Genomic DNA, 18,271 nt, shown 5'->3' with positions numbered 1-18,271 from the left:
ATGTACCTGTCAGTCCAAGACCGGATGCGGCCGGTACGGTGCCTCCAGCCGGGCCCGCTCCGCCGCCGACAGCACCAGATCCACCGCAGCCACGCCGTCGTCGATGTGCCGCGTCTTCGTGGCGCCCAGGATCGGCGCGGTCACCCCGGCCGACCCCATCAGCCAGGCAAGCGCGACCTGCGCCGGCGGTACGTCGCGCTCGGCAGCCAGGGCGTGTACGACGTCCACCACCTCGAGGTCGTTCGCGCCGTACAGGTCGTCGGCCACCGGGTCGCTGCCCGCTCTCGTCGTACTGCCGGTCCGGGCCAGCAGGCCGCGGGCGAGCGGGCTGTACGGGATCACGCCGACGCCCTGGTCGACACAGAGCGGGATCATCTCGCGCTCCTCCTCGCGGTACACGAGGTTGTAGTGGTTCTGCATCGCCACGAACGGGATCGGCGCCACCCGTTGTGCCTTCGCGAACTGCCACGCGGCCATGCTCGACGCGCCGAGATACCGCGCCTTCCCGGCCCGGACGACGTCGGCGAGCGCGTCCATCGTCTCCTCGATCGGGGTCTCGTCGTCCCAGCGGTGGATCTGGTAGAGGTCGACGTACTCCGTGCCGAGCCGGCGCAACGAGGCGTCGATCGCGTCCAGGATGTGCTTGCGGGACAGGCCGCGGTCGTTCGGGCCGGGACCTGTCGGGTAGTACACCTTGGTGGCGAGTACGTAGTCCTCGCGGCGGCCGAAGAACTTCCGCAGCAGCCGGCCGGTCAGCTCCTCACCGGTGCCCTTCGAGTACGCGTCCGCGGTGTCGAAGAACGTCACGCCCGCGTCGACCGCGCGCCGTACGATCGGCCCGGCCGCCTCCTCGCCGAGATGCCACTCGCGGGCGCCGCCGGTGCCGAAGCTCATCATTCCCAGACAGATCCGCGACACCCGCAGACCCGTCGCGCCCAGCCGGACCTGGTCCATCAGCGGTCGGCGTTCAGCTCGGCGAGCGCGCCGAAGACCTGCTTCGGGGTCCAGTTCCCGTCGTCGTCGACGGCCACCAGGCCGTACGCGGCCAGGTCGAGGTCGCGCCGCGGATCGCCGGGGCGGTGCGGCAGCTCGAAGCCGGCGAAGCTGAACCAGAACGCGGCGGCGAGGTTGAGCCGTTCGAACTCCTCGACGAGGTCGATCAGATACTCCACCTGTTCCTCCTCCCGTCGCTCGTAGTCGCCGTCGAGCACCGGCGGGTCGGACTTCGCGTCGACGATCGTCCAGCCGGCCCCGCCGCGGTCGGCGGCGCCGCGGTACGTGCAGCAGCCGAACTCGGTCGCGACCACCGGCTTGCCCCACTTGCTCCGCGACGCCAGCTCTTCCGCGAAGGTCGCGGCGTTCTGCGCGTCCCGGTACGCGTCGACGGCGACGATGTCGAACAGGTCCCAGTTCACGTCCTCCCACATCCCGGCGGCGTACGTGATCCGGCCGCCGAAGACCTTCCGCGCGGCCGCGACCAGCTCGGCCTGGACGCCGGTCCAGCGGGCCAGGCCGGCCTGGAACTCACCGACCTTCACGGGATCGGTCCAGGTCGCCGGGTCCGACATCAGCGCGATCCGGTCCTTCGTGGTCGCGCCCGGGACGAAGCCGGTGCAGAAGAGCGTGAGCTCGCAACCGAGGACCATCACCACCTCGGCCCCCGCTTCCTGGCGCAGGCTCTCCGCACGCGCAGCGCAGCCGGTGAGGAACGGGACCAACTCGGCCGGCTCCAGGTCGACCGGCATCGGCGAGAACCACACGTCCAGGCCGGCGGCGAGGGCCGCCCCGGCGGCGACCGCCAGCCGGTCCGGGTCGTCACCCGAGATCCGGACCGCCGGGGCGCGCAGCTGCCTGGCAATCACGGCCATGTCATTGCGTACGGCGTCGGCGTCGAAGCGGCGGCGGGTGTTGCGGCCGCCGTAGACGAAACCGGTGTCGTAGTTCACCCCGATGGAAACCATGGTTCGCAGCCTACAGCTAAAGTCATACTCAGTACATCTTTTTATCCAGTATGGTTGTCGCCGTGGAGCATCAAGGCCGGCGGGAGCGGAAGAAGGCCGAGGTCCGGGCGCGGATCTCGGACGTGGCGACCGGGCTGTTCCTGGAGCGCGGGTTCGACGAGGTGTCGGTGTCCGAGGTCGCGGAGGCGGCGGACGTGGCGCGGCCGACCGTGTTCGCGCACTTCGCCCGCAAGGAGGACCTGTTCTTCGACCGGTATCCGGAGGCCGAGGCACTGGTCGTTGCCGCGATCAACGACCGGCCGGCGGGTACGTCGGCGGTGGCGGTGCTGTCGGAGCTGCTGGTCGAGCTGGCAGACCAGGGGCATCCGTTGTCGACGATCCGCGCGGGGTTCCGGCGGTTCTGGGAGGTGGTGGCGGAGTCGCGGGCGTTGCAGGCGCGGGCGCGGGAGCTGCTGCAGCACATCGAGGAGGCGATCGCGGGGGCGATGCAGCGGACCGGCGTACCGGATCCGCAGCTGACCGCGGCGCTGGCCGTGGCGGCGGTCCGGACGGTGCATCTGGAGGCTGTACGGCGGATCCTGGACGGCGAGGAGGAGACGGTGGTCGCGGCAGATCACCGTGCGCGGATCGTCAGCACGCTCGCAGCTGTCGACCGGCTACACGGCTAGGTGTTGTCAGCTGTTGAGGTAGTTGGCGATCTGGCGGGCGCAGTCGATCGACTCGGTGTGCGAGGTGTCGACTTCGACGTCGTACGTGATGCCCTCGTGGACGACGTACGCCTGCTGCTCGGCCATGCCGCGGGCGCGGTCACCGCGGGCGATCTCGCGGCCGGCCGCGATCTCGGGGGCGCAGCGGACGCCGACGAAGAGGGTTTCCAGGTCGCCGGCTGCGTCGCGCCAGCGCTGCTGCGACGACGCACCGCCAAGGAAGACGTCGTCGACGATCGCGCGGCCACCGGCGCGGCACATCGCGACGATGCCGGCGGTCCAGGCCGCTTCCAGGGTGCGGAACGCCGGGCCGACGGACACCTCGCCGGCCGGACCGAACTCGATGCCGCCCTCCATCACGGCGGGCAGCGCGTCGACGAAGTCGTCCACGCTGAGGGCGAGCCACGGCTCCGGGAGTACGGCCTGCAGGCACCGGACGATGCCGGTCTTCCCGGAGCTCGAGCCCCCGTTGACGATGATCAGTCGTGTCACGCCCGCAAGGCTAGGGGTTCGGCGTCGGGGGTCTCGACCGGTTTACGGCGGGCGAGGGCGAGGACCGGTACGGCGAGCACCTGGACGGCGGCGCAGACCAAGTAGGCCGGTCCGTAGCCCCAGACGTCCGCGGCGCGGCCGAGCGCGGGTTGTACGACGACTCCGCCGGCTGAGCCGACCAGGTTGTCGAAGGAGAGGACGGTGGCGCGTTGCTCCGACGTGATGTGGGTGTTGAGGTAGGCCTGCCGGATCGGCGTCATCGCGGCGAACATGCTCCCCCACACCATCAACAACACCAGGGCCAGCCAGAAGGTGGTCACCACCCCGATCCCGGCAATAACCACCCCCGAAACCACGATCGCCCCCATCAACATCCCCACCCGAGAATCCGCCCCTCGGCTCCGCTCCGGGGCGGGCTGGAGTGGGAGCCCCCGCTCCGCGGTGGGCTGGAGTGGGAGCCCCCGCTCCGGGGCGGGCTGGAGTGGGAGCCCCCGCTCCGCGGTGGGGTGAGGGGTGGCTCGGTGCAGGAGGTGGGGGGCCAGGAGGCCGCCGGCTATTTGGGCGGCGGCTACTACACCGGCGGAGAGACCGGCTACGGCGTACGAGGTGATGTGGCCGTAGAGGTCCAGGAGGTAGGGCTGGGCGGCGTAGAAGCCGTACGCGCTGACGCCGGCTGTGAACGGGCCGGCCAGGATGACCCAGCGGACCCGGGGGTTGCGGAAGCCGTGCTGGAGGGACGAGCGGACTATGCCGGTCATCTCGCGGCGCACGGACACCCGCGGCTCGGGCGTGAAGCCGATGTCGCGCATCGAGCGCCACGCGACCGCGAACGTGGCCGTCAGCAACAGTGCCCGCGCGACGTACGGCGTCCCGAGGTTCGTCACCTGCGCGAGTACGCCGCCGCCGATCGAGCCGGCCATCATCGCCACCCCGTTCGCCACCTGCCCCTTCGCGAACGCCGCGTCCAGCGACCCTTCGTACCCGGTCGCGTGCAGCCCGTCGACCAGCCACGCCTCCGTCGCCCCGCTGAAGAACGTGAAACCCAGCCCGAGCAGCGCCGACACCACCGCCCACCACCCGAACCCGGCGTGCACCCGCCACAGCCACAGGTACAACAGCGTCGTACCGAACAGCGTCGCCGTCCCCAGCAGGTACGACGCCCGCCGCCCGATCGTGTCCGCGACCACCCCGGTCGGCACCTCGAACAGGACCATCCCCACGGTGAAGAACGCGTTCGCGGCGAACGCCTGCCCCACGTTCAGCCCGGCGTCCAGCAGGAACAACGTGTTGATGCCCCAGATCATCGACGACGCCCCGGTCGACACCGCGACCAGCGTCAGGTAGGTCCGCAGTACCCGTTCGGCTGTCATACCCGGTACGTCGGAGCCGTCCGCCGCGGCTCGACATGCACTCCGATAGCTCCGGGGGCAGGTATCGTCCCGTGCCGTGACGGATCAGCAAGCGCCCAGCACGGACGAAGGTTCCGGGCCTACGACGGGGCACAGCGCGGTACACGACACGGCGAAACTGGCGGTGATCGTCGGCGCTCTCGGTGTCGTGTTCGGTGACATCGGCACCAGCCCCATCTACACCCTGCAGACGGTCTTCAACCCCGAGGACCCGCACCCGGTGCCGGTCAGCGACCACAACGTGTACGGCGTGGTGTCACTGATCTTCTGGTCGGTGATGCTCGTCGTCACGGTCACGTACATCCTGCTCACTATGCGCGCCGACAACGACGGCGAGGGCGGGGTGATGGCGCTCATCACGCTGCTCCGCAAGTGGCGCCGTACGCACCCCGGCCGGAAGGCCGCCGCGGTGCTGGCCACCGTGGGCCTGTTCGGCGCGTCGTTGTTCTTCGGCGACGGCATGATCACGCCGGCGATCTCCGTGCTGTCCGCGGTCGAGGGACTCAAGACCGTGCAGCCGTCGCTGGGCGAGTACGTGATCCCGATCACCGCGGTGATCATCATCGGGCTGTTCATGGTCCAGCGCCGCGGGACCGAGTCCATCGGCCGGGCGTTCGGGCCGGTGATGATCCTGTGGTTCACGGTGATCGGCGCGGCCGGGATCGGCGGCATCCTCGAGCACGCGCAGATCCTCAAGGCACTGTCCCCGACGTACGCGATCGGCTTCCTGGCCGGGCATTTCCACATCGCGTTCTTCGCGCTCGCGGCGGTCGTCCTGTCGATCACCGGCGCCGAGGCGCTGTACGCCGACATGGGGCACTTCGGACGGAAGGCGATCAGCCGGGGCTGGCTGGTCCTGGTGCTGCCGGCCCTCACGCTCAGCTACCTGGGCCAGGGTGCGCTGATCCTCAAGGACCACGCGAACATCAGCAGCCCGTTCTTCCTGCTGCTCCCGGACTGGGGCCGGCTGCCGCTGGTGCTGCTCGCGACCGCGGCGACCGTGATCGCGTCCCAGGCCGTCATCACCGGTGCGTACTCGGTGATGGCGCAGGCCGCCCGGCTCGGGTACCTGCCGCGGCTGCGGGTGACGCACACGTCGGCGACCACCATGGGCCAGATCTACGTACCGTTCGTGAACTGGCTGTTGTTCGTGTCGGTGCTGACGCTGATCTTCGCGTTCCGGAGTTCGGCCGCGCTCGCGTACGCGTACGGCATGACCGTGACCGGGACGATCACGATCACCACACTGCTGTTCTTCTACGTGGCGCACTACCGCTGGAAGGTGCCGAAGTGGCTGATCCTGGCCGGCGCGGTGCCGCTGCTCGTGATCGACGGGCTGTTCATCGCGGCCAACCTGACCAAGCTGCTGCACGGCGCCTGGCTACCGCTGTTGATCGCGCTCACCTCGTTCACGGTGATGACGACCTGGCAGCGCGGCCGTGAGGTCGTCACCCACGAGCGGGAGCGCGCCGAGGGTTCGCTGCAGGAGTTCATCGACGAGCTGCGGTCCGGCAAGCTGCCGGTCCGCACGGTCCCCGGTACGGCGATCTTCCTGAACCGCGGCGGCGTCAGCGCACCGCTCGCGCTCCGGGCGAACGTCGAGCACAACCAGGTCCGGCACGAGCACGTGGTGATCGTCGCGATCGACACCGAGCCGGTCCCGCGGGTCGCCGAGGAGAACCGGGTCACGGTGAACGACCTCGGGTACGGCGACGACGGGATCACGCACGTCACGATCAGGTTCGGCTACATGGAGCGCCCCCACGTACCGGCCGCCCTGGCGTTGCTCGACCCGTCCGAGTCCGAGGGACCCCTCGACCTCGACCGGGCCTCGTACTTCCTGTCCAAGATCGAGCTTCGCCGCGGCAAGGCCAAGACGATGGCCGGCTGGCGCAAGCAGCTGTTCCTCGCCACGTCGCACATCACCGCCGACGCCGCCGAGGCCTTCAGCCTGCCCCGCGACCGCACGGTCATCATCGGCTCCCACATCGAGGTCTGACAGCCCAGCCGCACGACGACACCACTCGGAGGTCCGCGATGATCCGCCTGTACATGAGCATGTCGCTCGACGGCTTCGTGGTCGGGCCGGATGACAGCGTCGAGGAGCCGATGGGGCGCGGTGGCTTCCGGCTGTTCAACTGGCTCGACGACCGCGACTCCGACGGGCCGAGCGGGCAGGTGTACGCCGAGGCCGCGGCGACCGGGGCGTTGATCGCGGGGCGTCGTACCTACGAGCACGCCGGGCGGTGGAACGGCGACCACCACGACGGTGTGCCGATGTTCATCCTCACCCACCACGCGGACGACGTACCTCCCGGAAGCGCCGTCTACGTCACCGACGTCGCCGAGTGCGCCGCGCGGGCGAAAGCGGCGGCGGGTGATCGGGACGTGCTGGTCCACGGCGCCGGTGCCGCCCAGGCGCTGCTCCGTGCCGGGCTGCTGGACGAGATCGAACTGCACGTCGTCAACGTGCTGCTCGGCCAGGGCCGGCGCCTGTTCGACAACCTGCCGGCGGAGTACATCGAGCTGGAGAACGTCCGCCAACTCGCCGACCGCGACGTCACCCACCTTCGCTACCGTGTCCTGAATGACGCCCGAGAAGACCCTGCTACTCCGGCACCTTGACGAGGTACAACGCTCGTTGCTCTGGAAGGTCGAAGGGCTGGACGACGACGCGCTCCGGCGGCCGATGACGCCGACGGGGACGAACCTGATCGGGATCGTGAAGCATCTGACCGGCATCACCTACGGGTATCTGGTGGCGGCGTTCGGGCAGCAGCAGGATGCCGATCGGATGGCCGACGGGCTCGACGACGAGGAGCTGTTCTTCGGGCTCGACCTGTGGGCGACCCCGGACGAGTCCGTCGACGAGCTGGTCGCGGCGTACCGCCGGGCATGTACGGCGGCCGCACGATCGATCGAGGCGCTCGACCTGGACGCGGCCGGGACACATCACACCGGGAACACCGTGACCTTGCGCGAGATGATCCTCACCGTGCTGCTCGACACGACCCGGCACACCGGCCACGCGGACGTCGTCCGGGAGCTGACCGACGGCCGCGTCGGGAGCCACCCCGGGGACCCGATGTCGCCGGACGACGAGGAGTACCTGCGGATGTACCGGGCCCGGATCACCGGCGAGATCGACCGGGACACGTGGATGGCGTACGTACGCCGGCTCCCCGGCTACGATCCCGCGGCCTGGGAGGAGTTCCGGGCGCGGAACGACAAGTCTTAACTCCAGGTGGAAAGAAAGTTCGGGTCGTGGTCTTGAACCGGTAAGTGATTGGCCTCAGGATGTGGTTCGACTGATCCCACGCCCCTGGGAGGCCGCATGTTGAAGTCCGTTCTGCTTGCGCTGGCCAGTTCGCTGCTGACCGTGTTGCCGGCCCAGGCCGCGGCACCCGGTCCCGTGTACGACGCTCCGATCGCGGACCCCGGCGTACTCCGGGTGAACGGCGACTTCTTCGTGTTCAGCACTGGCCCGAAGGGCCGCGTCAGCAAGGGTGACACGGCAAGGGGGCCCTGGCAGAGTGTCGGGTCGGCGCTGGCCAGTGTCCCGGCGTGGGTGGACAGCGGACCCGACGTGTGGGCACCGGATGCCTGGCATACGTCGGCCGGCTACGTGCTCTACTACTCGGCTGTCGCGAAGGACTTCGGCGGTCAGCGATGCATCGGGGTCGCTACGTCGACCACGGCCGGCGGACCGTACACGCCCCTCGGTGACACCCCGCTCGTCTGTCCCGGCGGCCGGCAGGGCGGCGAGGACGGCGTACCCGGTCGGCCGATCGCGACCGCCGGGGTGATCGACCCGTCGCCGTTCCAGGACAGCAACGGCAACCGGTTCCTGCTCTACAAGACGCAACAGATCCCCTCATCGCTGCGCATGGTCCCATTCAACGCCGCCGGTACGCACAAGGCGAGCGGCGACAGCCGCGAGCTGCTCCGGCGCGACGGCATCATCGAGAACCCGACGATGGTGCAGCGCGGATCCCAGTACGTCCTGTTCGCGTCCCGCTACGGTTACGACAACTGCAGCTACGCCACCGTCTGGCTGCGCTCGACGAACCGCTGGGACTTCGCCACCGCCACCGAGCACACGCTGATGACCTCCGCCGGCACCGGCCTCTGCGGGCCCGGCGGCGCGGACGTCACCCCGTCCCTCGACGGCGGTTGGCGCGTCTTCCTGCACGGCTGGGTCTGCGGCACGGGTACGTCGCCGTGCACCGACGAGCAAATCCGGAACGGCGTCACCCACCGCCGCGTCCTCTACGCCGCCGTACTCAACTGGTCCGCCGACGCGACGCCGTCCGTCGGTGCCTTCCTCTGACGAAAGGTGCCCACGATGCGCCGCAGAGCTCTCCTGCTGGCTGCCGTCCTCGCGACGGTCGCCGGTGTCTCGTTCGTCCCGCAGGCATCGGCCGCGCAGGCCGTGACCCTGCGGTTCGTGACCGCGAACGTCGACTTCGCCCACCCGGAGGACACACCGGGCAAGTGGCGGAACCTGATCGCACCGAACGCGGACGTCGTGTTCCTGCAGGAGGCGAAGAACCTCAAGCTCGCGAACTTCGTCGACACCTCCACGTGGATCATCCGGCACGGCACGGTCGCGAACGAGAACGACTCCGAGGACCGGCTCGGTAGTGCAGTGCTGATCCGCCGCTCGGTGGCGACCGACCTCGACGACTGGGACCTGGTGAAAGGCGTCGACGCCAGTCCGTGCCCGGACGGCGGGATCATGACCCGCTGGATCGCGAAGCTCAAGGTCAAGCTGACCAACGGCCGCTGGGTGCGGATCGCCTCGCTGCACATGCCGCCGCCGCGCTGCCAGACCGGTCCCGGCAGTCCGTACGACCGGATGTCGGACAACGTGGTCGACTTCGTCAAGCGCACCGACATGTTCACGGTTCTCGGCGCCGACTGGAACAAGACCGTCGACGCCGACCCGAACGACATCGGCAAGCGTTCCGGACTCGAGCCCAACGGCCCGGACAGCGGTGAACGCATCGACGGCTTCATGTACTCCCCGAGGCTCGGCAACTGCTGCCTCACCGCGCTCGGCCAGGTCAGCAGTGGGCACGACGCCGTCCAGATCAAACTGACGATCCCGGCGCCGTAGCGGTCAGAGCCAGGGCGACAGCGGTTCCGCGGGAGTGCCGTCCGGGCGGGTGACGTCGGCGTACGGGCGGCCGGACAGGTACGCCGCAAGCTCGGCGAGCGGGCCGTGGACCTCCGGTACGTCGCCACGTGAGCCGCGGATGTCGTCGCAGAGCCGGGTGAGGAAGTCGTCCGGCAGGTCGGCGAACGTGACCCCGGCGCCGAGGTCGACGGCGTGGATCATGACCTCGCGGGACCGCATCCACGGGACCTCGGTGGCCGGGATCGGAGCGCCCCGGGAGGTCAGCACCTGGGTCTGCCACTGAGCGTCGGTGAGCGTCGCCATCGAGTCACGCAGTACGGCGCACGCCTCGTCGAACCAGCTCCGCAGCTCGTCCGCGGCCCGCGTCGAGGCCTGCTCGATGTCGGCGTTGCGGGCGTCCGCGGAGGGGTACATGTGCCGTTCCTCACCGGTGCGCGCCCAGTGCACGAGGTTGCCGAGGGCCTCCGCGTTCAGGGCGAGGTGCGCGGCCACGTGGCGTCGTGACCACCCCGGCAGCAGTGACGGCGCCTCCAGGTCGGCCAGTGCTCCACGGCACAGCGCCGTACCCTCGTCGATCCAGTCCAGAACCCGGTCCATGGATGGAACGTAGCCCACGACGGCGCGGGTTCTTGCAGCGGTGGGGTCTTGTGGCGAGACTGGCCCGCATGGAGGGGACCTGCGCATGGTGACGACGATCGGAGTGGTGGGACCGTCGGACCTGGTCACCTCCAGCAGCCGGATCGTCAAGGGGCTACGCGGCGTCGAGGTCGTTCCGCTGCGGTACCGGCGGGAGACCGACACGCCGAAGGTGATGGCCGAGGCGCCGGGCAGTGTCGACGCGTGGCTGTTCACCGGTGTGGTCCCGTACCAGATCGCCGCCGCCCAGGATCTGCTCGACCGGCCGGCCGCTCATGTCGAGTACACCGGCGCCACGCTGATGCGCACGCTGGTGCAACTGCTCCGCGAGGGACACGACGTCACCTCGCTGAGCATCGACGTACTCGACGAGGCCGACGTCCGGGAGACGTTCGACGAGGTCGGGCTGCCGATGCGCGGCGTGCGGGTGCTGCCGTACCGGCCCGGGCTGAGCCTCGACGACATCGTCACGTTCCACCGGCAGGCCAAGGCCGAGGTGGCGATCACCTGTCTGCGATCGGCGTACGAGAAGCTCCGGACCGAGCAGACCACGGTGCGGCTCGCGCCGTCGGTGCACTCGGTGCGCGCCGCGGTGAACAGCCTGCTGCTCGTTCATGACGCATTGCGCAGTGACGATGCGCAGATCGCGCTCGGGCTGGTCGAGATCTCGCCGGACGCCGAGAGCGCGCTGCGCCGCGAGGCCGGGTCGCTCGGCGGCAGCGTACTGCGCTACGACGACAAGCGCTGGCTGGTGATCGCGACCCGCGGACCGCTCGAGCAGGCGACCGCCGCGTTCACCGAGCTGAGCATGCTGACCCGGCTGAAGGAGCAGTTCGGGCCGGTCCGGATCGGCTTCGGCATCGGCGGCTCCGGCACCGAGACCGAGGTCCTCGCCCGCCGCGCGCTCGGCCGCGCGAAGACCGCCGGGCGGACGGCGGCCGTGGTGTCACTGCGCAACGACATCGACCTGGTCCTGGTCGGCGGCGCCGCGCCCCGCGCGCAGCAACGCTCGAAACTCCAGCTGCTCGCACAGCGTGCCGGCCTCTCGAAGGCGACCCTCGAACGCCTCCAGGAGCTCGTCCGCGCCACACCGGACGACGGGCTCACCACCCGCTCGGTCGCCGACCACCTCGGCATCCAGCCGCGGACCGCCCGGCGCGTCCTGAACCGCCTCGAGCGGGCCGGGCTCGCGGACGCCACCGGCACCCAGCTCGGCACCGGCAGCGGCCGGCCGCTGGTCGTGTACCGGGTTCATCTGTAGATCGTTTTGTTTCCCGAACGGTTGACGCGCCGACGCACGTCCGGCTAATTTCAGCCATGACCGTAATTCGGTGCGCACTGTCCCGGGAGGCCTTGTGGACAAGCGATTCGCACGGGGATTGATCAGTGTTCTGCTCATCTGCACAGGATTCGTGAGTGTTTCTGCTCCAGCCCGAGCTGCAGTTGCGGCCCCGACCGTAACCGACCTCGGGCCGGCATCCTCCGTCACCTCGACCAGCGTCGCCGAGCAGGTCGGCGACCGGATCTGGACCATCACCTCCGGCGTCTCGCCCGTCCAGGTCGGCGCGTTCGACCCCGCCACCAGGACCGTCGACCGCAAACTCTCGCTGCCCACCGGCGCCGGTGCCTGGGCGATGACCCATGTCGGCACCGACCTCTACATCGGGCTCTACACTCCCGGCGACGTCTACAAGGTCGACACCACCACCGGGACGGCCACGAAGGTCGCGCAGTTCGGTTCGTTCATCTGGTCGATCGCGGCGACCCCGGACGGGAAGATCGTGGCCGGCACCTACCCCGACGGCGCGGTCCACGAGTACGACCCGGCCACCGGCGCGACCAGGTCGTACGGCGCCGCGGTCGCGGGCGAGCAGTACGTCCGCAGCATCGCCGCCGACGCGACCACGATCTACGCCGGCGTCGGCACCAAGGCGCACCTGATCGCGATCGACCGGGCCGGCGGCGAGCGCCGCGAGATCCTGCCGGCGCGGTACGCGGACCGGACCTTCGTCGCCACGCTCGCGCTCGACGGAACGAGGCTCGCCGCGAGCCTCTCCCCCACCGGGACGATGCTCGTCTACGACACCAACGACCTGAGCAACCCGGTCGAGGTGCAGACCCCGGGCGGCGACCAGTACATCACCGCGATCACGCTGACCGGTGACGACATCTACCTCGGCACGCGGCCGTCCGGGACGCTCTACCGGTACCGCGGCAACACCCTCACGCGACTGGGATCGCCGTACGACGGGGCGTACTTCAACCGGATCTTCGTCGACAGCAGCACCGTCCGGGCCGAGCTGACCAGCCAGGTCGTCGACTTCGACGAGTCGACCGGGACGTTCACCGGCACCGACCTCGGCCAGGCCGGGCTGCCTCCGGCGCCTGAGCAGGCGATGGCGATCACGGCGACCCAGTCGTCGGTCCTGGTCAGCGGCAAGGCCGGCATCCAGGTGCACGACCTGGCGACCGGCGCGAGCACCCGGACCTTCCTGCCCGGCGAGGCGAAGACGATGACGCCGGTCGGCCAGAGCGTGTACCTCGGGGTCTACACGTTGGCCCGGCTCTGGCAGATGAAGCCCGACGGCTCGGCACTGCACGAACTCGGCCAGGTCGGCAACGAGCAGACCCGGCCGACCGACGAGGCGTACGACGAGAGCTCGCGGACGTGGCTGATCTCCACCGAGCCCGACTACGGCAAGTACGACGGGACCCTCGTCGAGCAGCACCTCGACACCGGGCAACGCGAGGTCCATCGCGGCGTCGTACCGCAGCAGTCGGTCCGCTCCGTCACCACCGCGGACGGCGTCGCGTACCTCGGCGGCGCGACGCGGAACAGTCTCGGCACCGATCCGATCTTGCCGCAGGCAACCGTTGTCGCGTTCGACCTGCGAAGCAATCGCACGCTGTGGGAGACGGCACCGTTGCCGAAGGCGCAGAGCTACAGCGACGTCGTCGTGTATCGCGGCAAGCTCTACGCGACCACCGACGACGGGCGGCTCGCCGTACTCGATCCGCTGACCGGCAAGCTGCTCGCGTCCACCACGATCGGTAGCGGGCAGAGCCGGCTGACGATCGCCCGCAGCGGTCTGTACGGCACGGACAACACGAGGGTCTTCAAGGTCGACGGCACCACAGTCACCACGGTGGTCGACGGTCTCGGTGCGCAGATCTACGGCTACCCGTTGATCACCACGTCACACAACGGCGACGCGCTCTACACGATCAAGGGCCGCAACCTGATCCGGATCGGCGGCCTCCGATGACGATCTCCCGCCGCACGGCACTGACGAGCGCACTCGCCACCAGCACGCTCGCTTCCCTCCCCACGCCGGCCCGAGGAGCCGACCTGCCCGTCCCGCCTGCTTCCGCCGCGGTCGAACCGGTCGACGGCACCACTCTCCCCACATCCGGGCCCGCAGTCACGACCGCAGCCGTCGTCGCGATGGCTGTCCTCGACGGGCGCGCGTACGTGATCAGCCGCGGTATCGTGCCGCCGCGACTGACCGAGGTCGACCTGGCCACCAAGCGCGTCACACGAACGGTGGAGTTCCCGGTAGGCGAAGGCGGCTGGGGCATCACCGTTGCCGCAGGCAAGATCTACGCCGGCCTCTACCCCGTCCCCGACGTCTATTGTTTCGACCCGGCCGACGGCTCCTTGACCCGCGTCGGCAGCCTCGCCGGTCCCGGCGGCTTCGTCTGGGACCTGACGACGGCCCCCGACGGCGGGGTCTTCGCGGTCAGCTACCCGAACGGCGCCGTCTGGCAGATCGACCCCGCGACGAACGCGCTCACCCAACTCGGCGCACCGGTCCCGGGAGCGCAGTACGGCCGGTACGTCGGTGCCGCAGGCAACTACGTGTACGCCGGGATCTACACACCCTCCCAGCTCGTCGGCTACGACCGCAGCACGAAGACCTTCCGAGACCTCACCCCGGCCTCGGCCCGCGGGCAGAACTTCGGCCCGTTCGCAGCCGCGGACAACCGGATCTACGTGGGCAGCAGCGAGGCAGTGTGGAGCATGTCCCTCGACGGCAGCGACGTACGGAGCGTGCCGCTGCCCGCCGACGAGACAGGCGTCGACGCGATCACCGTCGCCACGGACGGTACGGTGTACCTCACGACCCGCACGTCCGGCACGGTGTGGAAATGGGGCGCCTCCGACTCGGTCCTGACCGCGGTCGGAACGCCCGCGCCGGCGGACGAGCACCGCCGGATCGTGCTGCTCGACGAGAACACGCTGCTCGGCTCGACCGGTTCCGGCGTGCTGTGGTGGCTCGACGTACGGACCGGCGAGTTCGAGCTGCTCGACCTCGTCGACGCCGGGTTCACGCCCGCACCGGACAAACCGCAGTCGATCGCCCTCGGCGAGCCGAACCTGTACGTCGGCGGGCACTGGGTGATCTCCGAGCACGCCGGCGACCAGGTCCGCCGGCTCCGGGTCGCGGGCGAGGCCAAGACCCTCAACTGGATCCGCGGCGAGCTCTACACCGCGCTGTACCCGAGCACCGAGGTCGTGCGGGTGAACCCGCGGACGAAGGAGGTGCACAGCTTCGGGACGATCGGTCACGAGCAGATCCGCCCCTGGCAGGCGGCGTACGACGAGAAGTCGAAGCTGCTCGCGATCGCCTCGGCGCCCGGCACGGGCAAGCTCACCGGCGCGCTCACGTTGCTCGACGTACGGACGGGTGAGTTGGACGTGCACTACGGCGTACTGCCCGACCAGTCGGTGATGTCGGTCCATGTCGTCGACGGCGTCGCGTACCTCGGCGGCGACGTGGTCGGCGGTGGCGGGATCACGCCGACCCGTACCGCGGCCGCGATCGGTGCGTTCGACCTGGCGCGGCGCAAGCTGCTGTGGACGGTCGAGCCGCTTGCCGGTGAACGCTCCATCCAGAGTGTCGCCGTACACGACGGAACCCTGTACGGCGTCCTCAAACGGACCAGCGGCTCGTGGTTCACGTACGACCTGAGCACCGGAGCGGTCGCCCGCGGCACGAACAAGCTCTCCGGCTACGGACAGCTCTTCGTTGACCGGACCGGGGTTTACTGTGAGACCAACTTCGGCGGGAACCTGTACCAGCTCGGAGCGAATACGGCGACACTGCTGGTGAACAACCTCGGCGACGGGTGGTACACCGTGCCGCAACTGACCCCGGTCCGTGGCGCCCCGCGCAGTGTGTGGGGCCTGTCCGACCGCGACCTCGTCCAATTGCCTTTGCCCTGAGCAACCAACGGAGGGAATCGCTTTCATGGAGAAGCTCGCACGGGACGGCGGTACGCCGGTGCGCACCGAGCCGCTGCCGTCGACGATGGACGCCCGCGGCCGGCGCTTCGGCGACGACGAGGTCAAGGCGGTCGAGCGGGTGCTTCGCAGCGGCATGCTCTCGGCCACCTGGGGCGCCGAGGTACCGGCGCTGGAGCTGGAGTTCGCCTCGCTGCTCGGCGCCGGGTACGCGGTCGCCTGCAGCTCGGGTACGGCGGCGCTGCACCTGGCCGTCGCGGCGGTGAACCCGGATCCGGGTGACGAGATCATCACCACGCCGATCAGCGACATGGGCACGGTGTTCCCGATCATGATGCAGAACGCCGTACCGGTGTTCGCGGACGTCGACCCGATCACCGGCAACCTGACGCCGGAGACCGTCGAGGCCGCGATCACGCCGCGGACCAAGGCGGTGATCGTCGTTCACCTGTTCGGCAAGCCGGCCGCGGTCCGGGAGCTGCGCGAGCTGTGCGACCGGCACGGGATCCTGCTGATCGAGGACTGCGCGCAGGCCTACCTGGCGCCGGTCGGCGACACGTACGTCGGCCGGATCGGGCACATCGGCTGCTTCAGTCTCCAGCAGACCAAGCACATCAGCGCCGGCGACGGCGGGCTGACCGTCACCGACAACGCACAGCACGCGCGCCGGATGCGGCTGTTCGCGGACAAGGGCTGGCCGCGCGACACCGACGAGCGCACGTACCTGTTCCTGGCGCTCAACTACCGGATGACCGAGCTCGTCGCCTCGGTGACCCGCGCCCAGCTCACGAAGCTGCGTGCCGTCGTGAAGGACCGCCGTACGGCGGCCGCCCGGCTCACCGCCGCGATCGGGGACCTGGCCGGCGTCACGGCACCGCCCGACGGCGGCGACCACGTCTACTGGCAGTACCCGCTGATCATCTCCCCGGCGGCCGGCGACATGCGCGAGTGGGCCGCCGCGCTGACCGCCGAGGGGGTTCCGGCGAACGGGGGCTATCTGACCAGCCCGCTGTACGCCGCGCCCGCGGTCCGCGAGCGAGTCACGTACGGCAGTTCGGGGTACCCGCTGCGGGACGTCGAGTATCCGGTAGGCCTGTGCCCGAACGCCGAGGAACTGATCGGCCGGACTCTCCTCGTCCTGCCCTGGAACGAGAACTACACCGACGCGGACGTCGACGACATCGCCGCCGCCGTCCGCAAGGTCCACAACGCCCTGGAGACCGAATGACTGAAACGCCCCGGCTGCTCGACTGCGACATCCTGGTCGGGCACGACGTGACGACCGGCCGCTGGGGGCAGCCCGAGACCATCGCGAAGGTGCTCGCGGACAGCGGGATCTCCGGCGGCGTCGTGGCGGCGCTGCGGGCGGTGCACTTCGACGTACCGTCCGGGAACGCCGAGGCCGTGCATGTTGCCGCGGGCAACGGCTGGACGGCCTGCCCGGTGCTCGACCTACGCGACCCGCTCGGCGCCGAGAAGGAGCTGGAGCGGCTGCTCGCCGGCGACGCGCCGCCGCGGGCGGTCCGGCTGGCACCGACCGCGCAGAGCGTCGAGCCCGGGTTCCCGGCGTTCGAGCACGTCGTCCGGCTGCTCGCCGGCGCGGGGCTGACGATCTTCACCGAGGGCGACGTACGCAAGGTCGGACCCGCGCTGCGCGGGCTCGGCGCGCGGGTGGTGTTCCTCGACACGCACTTCTACTACCTGGGGGACTTCGTGCTGCTGGCCCGCTCGGAGCCCGGGTTCCACACCTCGACGCGGATGCTGACCGGGCCGGACTCGCTGGAGATCGTCGCCGCCGAGGTCGGCGCGGACCGGCTCGTGCTCGGCTGCCGGACGCCGTTCCACGAGACGCGGTCCGTCGTACGCCGGTTGCTCTCGTCGAAACTGAGCCCCGACGAGGTCGCGCAGGCCGGCAGCCGCAGCCTCGAGACCCTCCTGGAGCCCGCATGCTGATCGACGTCCACGCCCACTGGGGTCCGTGGTTCTTCTCGATGGACGTCGCGAGCATCGAGGTGAACATCGACGGCCTGGACCGGTTCGGCATCGACCTGCAACTGGTCTCCGCGATCGAGGCGATCGTGTACGACGCCCCGCTCGGCAACCGGTCGCTCGCCGCTCAGCTCCCGGCCGACCCGCGGCTGCGCGGCATGATCGTCGTCGACCCCCGACGGCTCGACGAAGCCCGCAAGGACCTCGACGAACTGCTCGCCGGGGACGGGCGGACGCGGTGGGTGGGCGCGAAGATCCACAGCGAGTACAGCCGGACCCCGATCAGCACGCCGCCGATGCAGGCCGCGATCGAGCTCACCACGGAGTACGGGCTGCCGACGCTCGTCCACACCTGGGGCGACACCGTGGTCGATCTCGCCGACGTCGCGGCGCGGGTGCCCGGCGCGCGGGTGCTCGCCGGCCACATGGGCGCGAACGGCTGGCCCCGGGTCCCCGAGGCGGCCGACCGCTCCGACCGGATCTGGTTCGAGCCGTGCTGGTCCGCCCCGGAGGCGAACCGGATCCGCTGGATCCTGGACCGGATCGGCCACGACCGGATGATGTTCGGCACCGACGCCACCCTGATCGACCCCTCCGTCGCCCTCGGCGCTCTGGAAGCCGCCGACCTCACCCCGGCCGAACACGCCGCCATCACCCACCGCAACGCCCAGTCCCTCTTCGGCCTCTGACCC

At 70.1% G+C, this 18,271-nt stretch carries 17 protein-coding genes; 12 read left to right on the top strand and 5 right to left on the bottom strand.

Annotated elements, in window-relative coordinates; translation table 11 throughout:
- Window positions 1-9 precede the first annotated feature (9 nt).
- Together AB0M51_RS14380 and AB0M51_RS14375 are read right to left on the bottom strand one after the other, a co-directional pair.
- Complete coding sequence (locus AB0M51_RS14380) at window positions 10-954, bottom strand: aldo/keto reductase (RefSeq protein WP_344187331.1); 945 nt, start codon at window positions 952-954, stop codon at window positions 10-12.
- Window positions 954-1,961: a hypothetical protein gene (locus AB0M51_RS14375; protein ID WP_344187332.1), complete on the bottom strand. Its 1,008-nt coding sequence runs from the start codon at window positions 1,959-1,961 to the stop codon at window positions 954-956. Before AB0M51_RS14375 ends, AB0M51_RS14380 begins: the two co-directional genes overlap by 1 nt.
- 62 nt (window positions 1,962-2,023) lie before the next feature.
- On the opposite strand from AB0M51_RS14375, the gene AB0M51_RS14370 reads away from it, so the two are divergent.
- The gene (locus tag AB0M51_RS14370) at window positions 2,024-2,629 is read left to right on the top strand and encodes a helix-turn-helix domain-containing protein (RefSeq protein WP_344187333.1); all 606 of its coding nucleotides are present in this window, start codon (window positions 2,024-2,026) and stop codon (window positions 2,627-2,629) included.
- Between the two features lie 6 nt (window positions 2,630-2,635).
- On the opposite strand, the gene cpt is transcribed toward AB0M51_RS14370, so the two are convergent.
- Window positions 2,636-3,160 carry a chloramphenicol phosphotransferase CPT gene (gene cpt, locus AB0M51_RS14365; protein ID WP_344187334.1) on the bottom strand — a complete coding sequence of 175 codons (525 nt, stop codon included), beginning with the start codon at window positions 3,158-3,160 and terminating at the stop codon, window positions 2,636-2,638.
- Window positions 3,157-4,530, bottom strand: coding sequence for an MFS transporter (locus AB0M51_RS14360; RefSeq protein ID WP_344187335.1), 1,374 nt, complete (start codon window positions 4,528-4,530; stop codon window positions 3,157-3,159). The genes cpt and AB0M51_RS14360 overlap by 4 nt, the downstream gene beginning before the upstream one ends.
- Window positions 4,531-4,606: 76 nt before the next feature.
- On the opposite strand from AB0M51_RS14360, the gene AB0M51_RS14355 reads away from it, so the two are divergent.
- The 5 genes from AB0M51_RS14355 (at window position 4,607) to AB0M51_RS14335 (ending at window position 9,688) form a co-directional block, all read left to right on the top strand.
- Window positions 4,607-6,568: a potassium transporter Kup gene (locus AB0M51_RS14355; protein ID WP_344187336.1), complete on the top strand. Its 1,962-nt coding sequence runs from the start codon at window positions 4,607-4,609 to the stop codon at window positions 6,566-6,568.
- Between the two features lie 38 nt (window positions 6,569-6,606).
- Window positions 6,607-7,194, top strand: a complete 588-nt coding sequence (locus AB0M51_RS14350) for a dihydrofolate reductase family protein (RefSeq protein WP_344187338.1) — start codon at window positions 6,607-6,609, stop codon at window positions 7,192-7,194.
- Entirely contained in the window at window positions 7,157-7,807 is a 651-nt protein-coding gene (locus AB0M51_RS14345) for a DinB family protein (protein WP_344187339.1), read from the top strand. Before AB0M51_RS14350 ends, AB0M51_RS14345 begins: the two co-directional genes overlap by 38 nt.
- Before the next feature lie 96 nt (window positions 7,808-7,903).
- Window positions 7,904-8,899 (top strand): glycoside hydrolase family 43 protein, encoded by a 996-nt coding sequence (locus AB0M51_RS14340; protein ID WP_344187340.1) that lies wholly within the window; start codon window positions 7,904-7,906, stop codon window positions 8,897-8,899.
- A 15-nt stretch (window positions 8,900-8,914) separates the two neighbouring features.
- Entirely contained in the window at window positions 8,915-9,688 is a 774-nt protein-coding gene (locus AB0M51_RS14335) for a hypothetical protein (protein ID WP_344187341.1), read from the top strand.
- Between the two features lie 3 nt (window positions 9,689-9,691).
- Here AB0M51_RS14335 and AB0M51_RS14330 read toward each other — a convergent pair whose 3' ends face one another.
- A complete protein-coding gene (locus tag AB0M51_RS14330) occupies window positions 9,692-10,306 on the bottom strand; it encodes a maleylpyruvate isomerase family mycothiol-dependent enzyme (RefSeq protein WP_344187342.1) in 615 nt (204 codons plus the stop codon).
- A gap of 85 nt (window positions 10,307-10,391) precedes the next feature.
- On the opposite strand from AB0M51_RS14330, the gene AB0M51_RS14325 reads away from it, so the two are divergent.
- From AB0M51_RS14325 to AB0M51_RS14300, 6 genes are all read left to right on the top strand, one after another.
- Window positions 10,392-11,606, top strand: coding sequence for a helix-turn-helix domain-containing protein (locus AB0M51_RS14325; protein ID WP_344187343.1), 1,215 nt, complete (start codon window positions 10,392-10,394; stop codon window positions 11,604-11,606).
- Window positions 11,607-11,757: 151 nt separating this feature from the next.
- Window positions 11,758-13,611, top strand: a complete 1,854-nt coding sequence (locus AB0M51_RS14320) for a PQQ-binding-like beta-propeller repeat protein (RefSeq protein ID WP_344187345.1) — start codon at window positions 11,758-11,760, stop codon at window positions 13,609-13,611.
- Window positions 13,608-15,572, top strand: a complete 1,965-nt coding sequence (locus AB0M51_RS14315) for a hypothetical protein (RefSeq protein ID WP_344187346.1) — start codon at window positions 13,608-13,610, stop codon at window positions 15,570-15,572. The genes AB0M51_RS14320 and AB0M51_RS14315 overlap by 4 nt, the downstream gene beginning before the upstream one ends.
- A gap of 25 nt (window positions 15,573-15,597) precedes the next feature.
- The gene (locus tag AB0M51_RS14310; RefSeq protein ID WP_344187347.1) at window positions 15,598-16,818 is read left to right on the top strand and encodes a DegT/DnrJ/EryC1/StrS family aminotransferase; all 1,221 of its coding nucleotides are present in this window, start codon (window positions 15,598-15,600) and stop codon (window positions 16,816-16,818) included.
- On the top strand, window positions 16,815-17,543 hold the full coding sequence (locus AB0M51_RS14305) for a hypothetical protein (RefSeq protein ID WP_344187348.1): 729 nt from the start codon (window positions 16,815-16,817) through the stop codon (window positions 17,541-17,543). The genes AB0M51_RS14310 and AB0M51_RS14305 overlap by 4 nt, the downstream gene beginning before the upstream one ends.
- Window positions 17,537-18,268 (top strand): amidohydrolase family protein, encoded by a 732-nt coding sequence (locus tag AB0M51_RS14300; protein WP_344187350.1) that lies wholly within the window; start codon window positions 17,537-17,539, stop codon window positions 18,266-18,268. Before AB0M51_RS14305 ends, AB0M51_RS14300 begins: the two co-directional genes overlap by 7 nt.
- Window positions 18,269-18,271 lie beyond the last annotated feature (3 nt).

This window comes from Kribbella sp. NPDC051137 (assembly GCF_040682535.1).
Taxonomy (GTDB): Bacteria; Actinomycetota; Actinomycetes; order Propionibacteriales; family Kribbellaceae; genus Kribbella; species Kribbella karoonensis.
The sequence above is the reverse complement of the archived record's forward strand: the minus strand, read 5'-3'. Positions and strand labels throughout refer to the sequence as shown.

Coding starts and splice junctions, on each gene's coding strand:
- AB0M51_RS14340 (WP_344187340.1), top strand. CDS start 7,904: ATGTTGAAGTCCGTTCTGCTTGCGCTGGCCAGTTCGCTGCTGACCGTG.
- AB0M51_RS14300 (WP_344187350.1), top strand. CDS start 17,537: ATGCTGATCGACGTCCACGCCCACTGGGGTCCGTGGTTCTTCTCGATG.
- AB0M51_RS14345 (WP_344187339.1), top strand. CDS start 7,157: ATGACGCCCGAGAAGACCCTGCTACTCCGGCACCTTGACGAGGTACAA.
- AB0M51_RS14350 (WP_344187338.1), top strand. CDS start 6,607: ATGATCCGCCTGTACATGAGCATGTCGCTCGACGGCTTCGTGGTCGGG.
- AB0M51_RS14330 (WP_344187342.1), bottom strand. CDS start 10,306: ATGGACCGGGTTCTGGACTGGATCGACGAGGGTACGGCGCTGTGCCGT.
- AB0M51_RS14380 (WP_344187331.1), bottom strand. CDS start 954: ATGGACCAGGTCCGGCTGGGCGCGACGGGTCTGCGGGTGTCGCGGATC.
- AB0M51_RS14335 (WP_344187341.1), top strand. CDS start 8,915: ATGCGCCGCAGAGCTCTCCTGCTGGCTGCCGTCCTCGCGACGGTCGCC.
- AB0M51_RS14360 (WP_344187335.1), bottom strand. CDS start 4,530: ATGACAGCCGAACGGGTACTGCGGACCTACCTGACGCTGGTCGCGGTG.
- AB0M51_RS14315 (WP_344187346.1), top strand. CDS start 13,608: ATGACGATCTCCCGCCGCACGGCACTGACGAGCGCACTCGCCACCAGC.
- AB0M51_RS14375 (WP_344187332.1), bottom strand. CDS start 1,961: ATGGTTTCCATCGGGGTGAACTACGACACCGGTTTCGTCTACGGCGGC.
- AB0M51_RS14310 (WP_344187347.1), top strand. CDS start 15,598: ATGGAGAAGCTCGCACGGGACGGCGGTACGCCGGTGCGCACCGAGCCG.
- AB0M51_RS14305 (WP_344187348.1), top strand. CDS start 16,815: ATGACTGAAACGCCCCGGCTGCTCGACTGCGACATCCTGGTCGGGCAC.
- AB0M51_RS14325 (WP_344187343.1), top strand. CDS start 10,392: ATGGTGACGACGATCGGAGTGGTGGGACCGTCGGACCTGGTCACCTCC.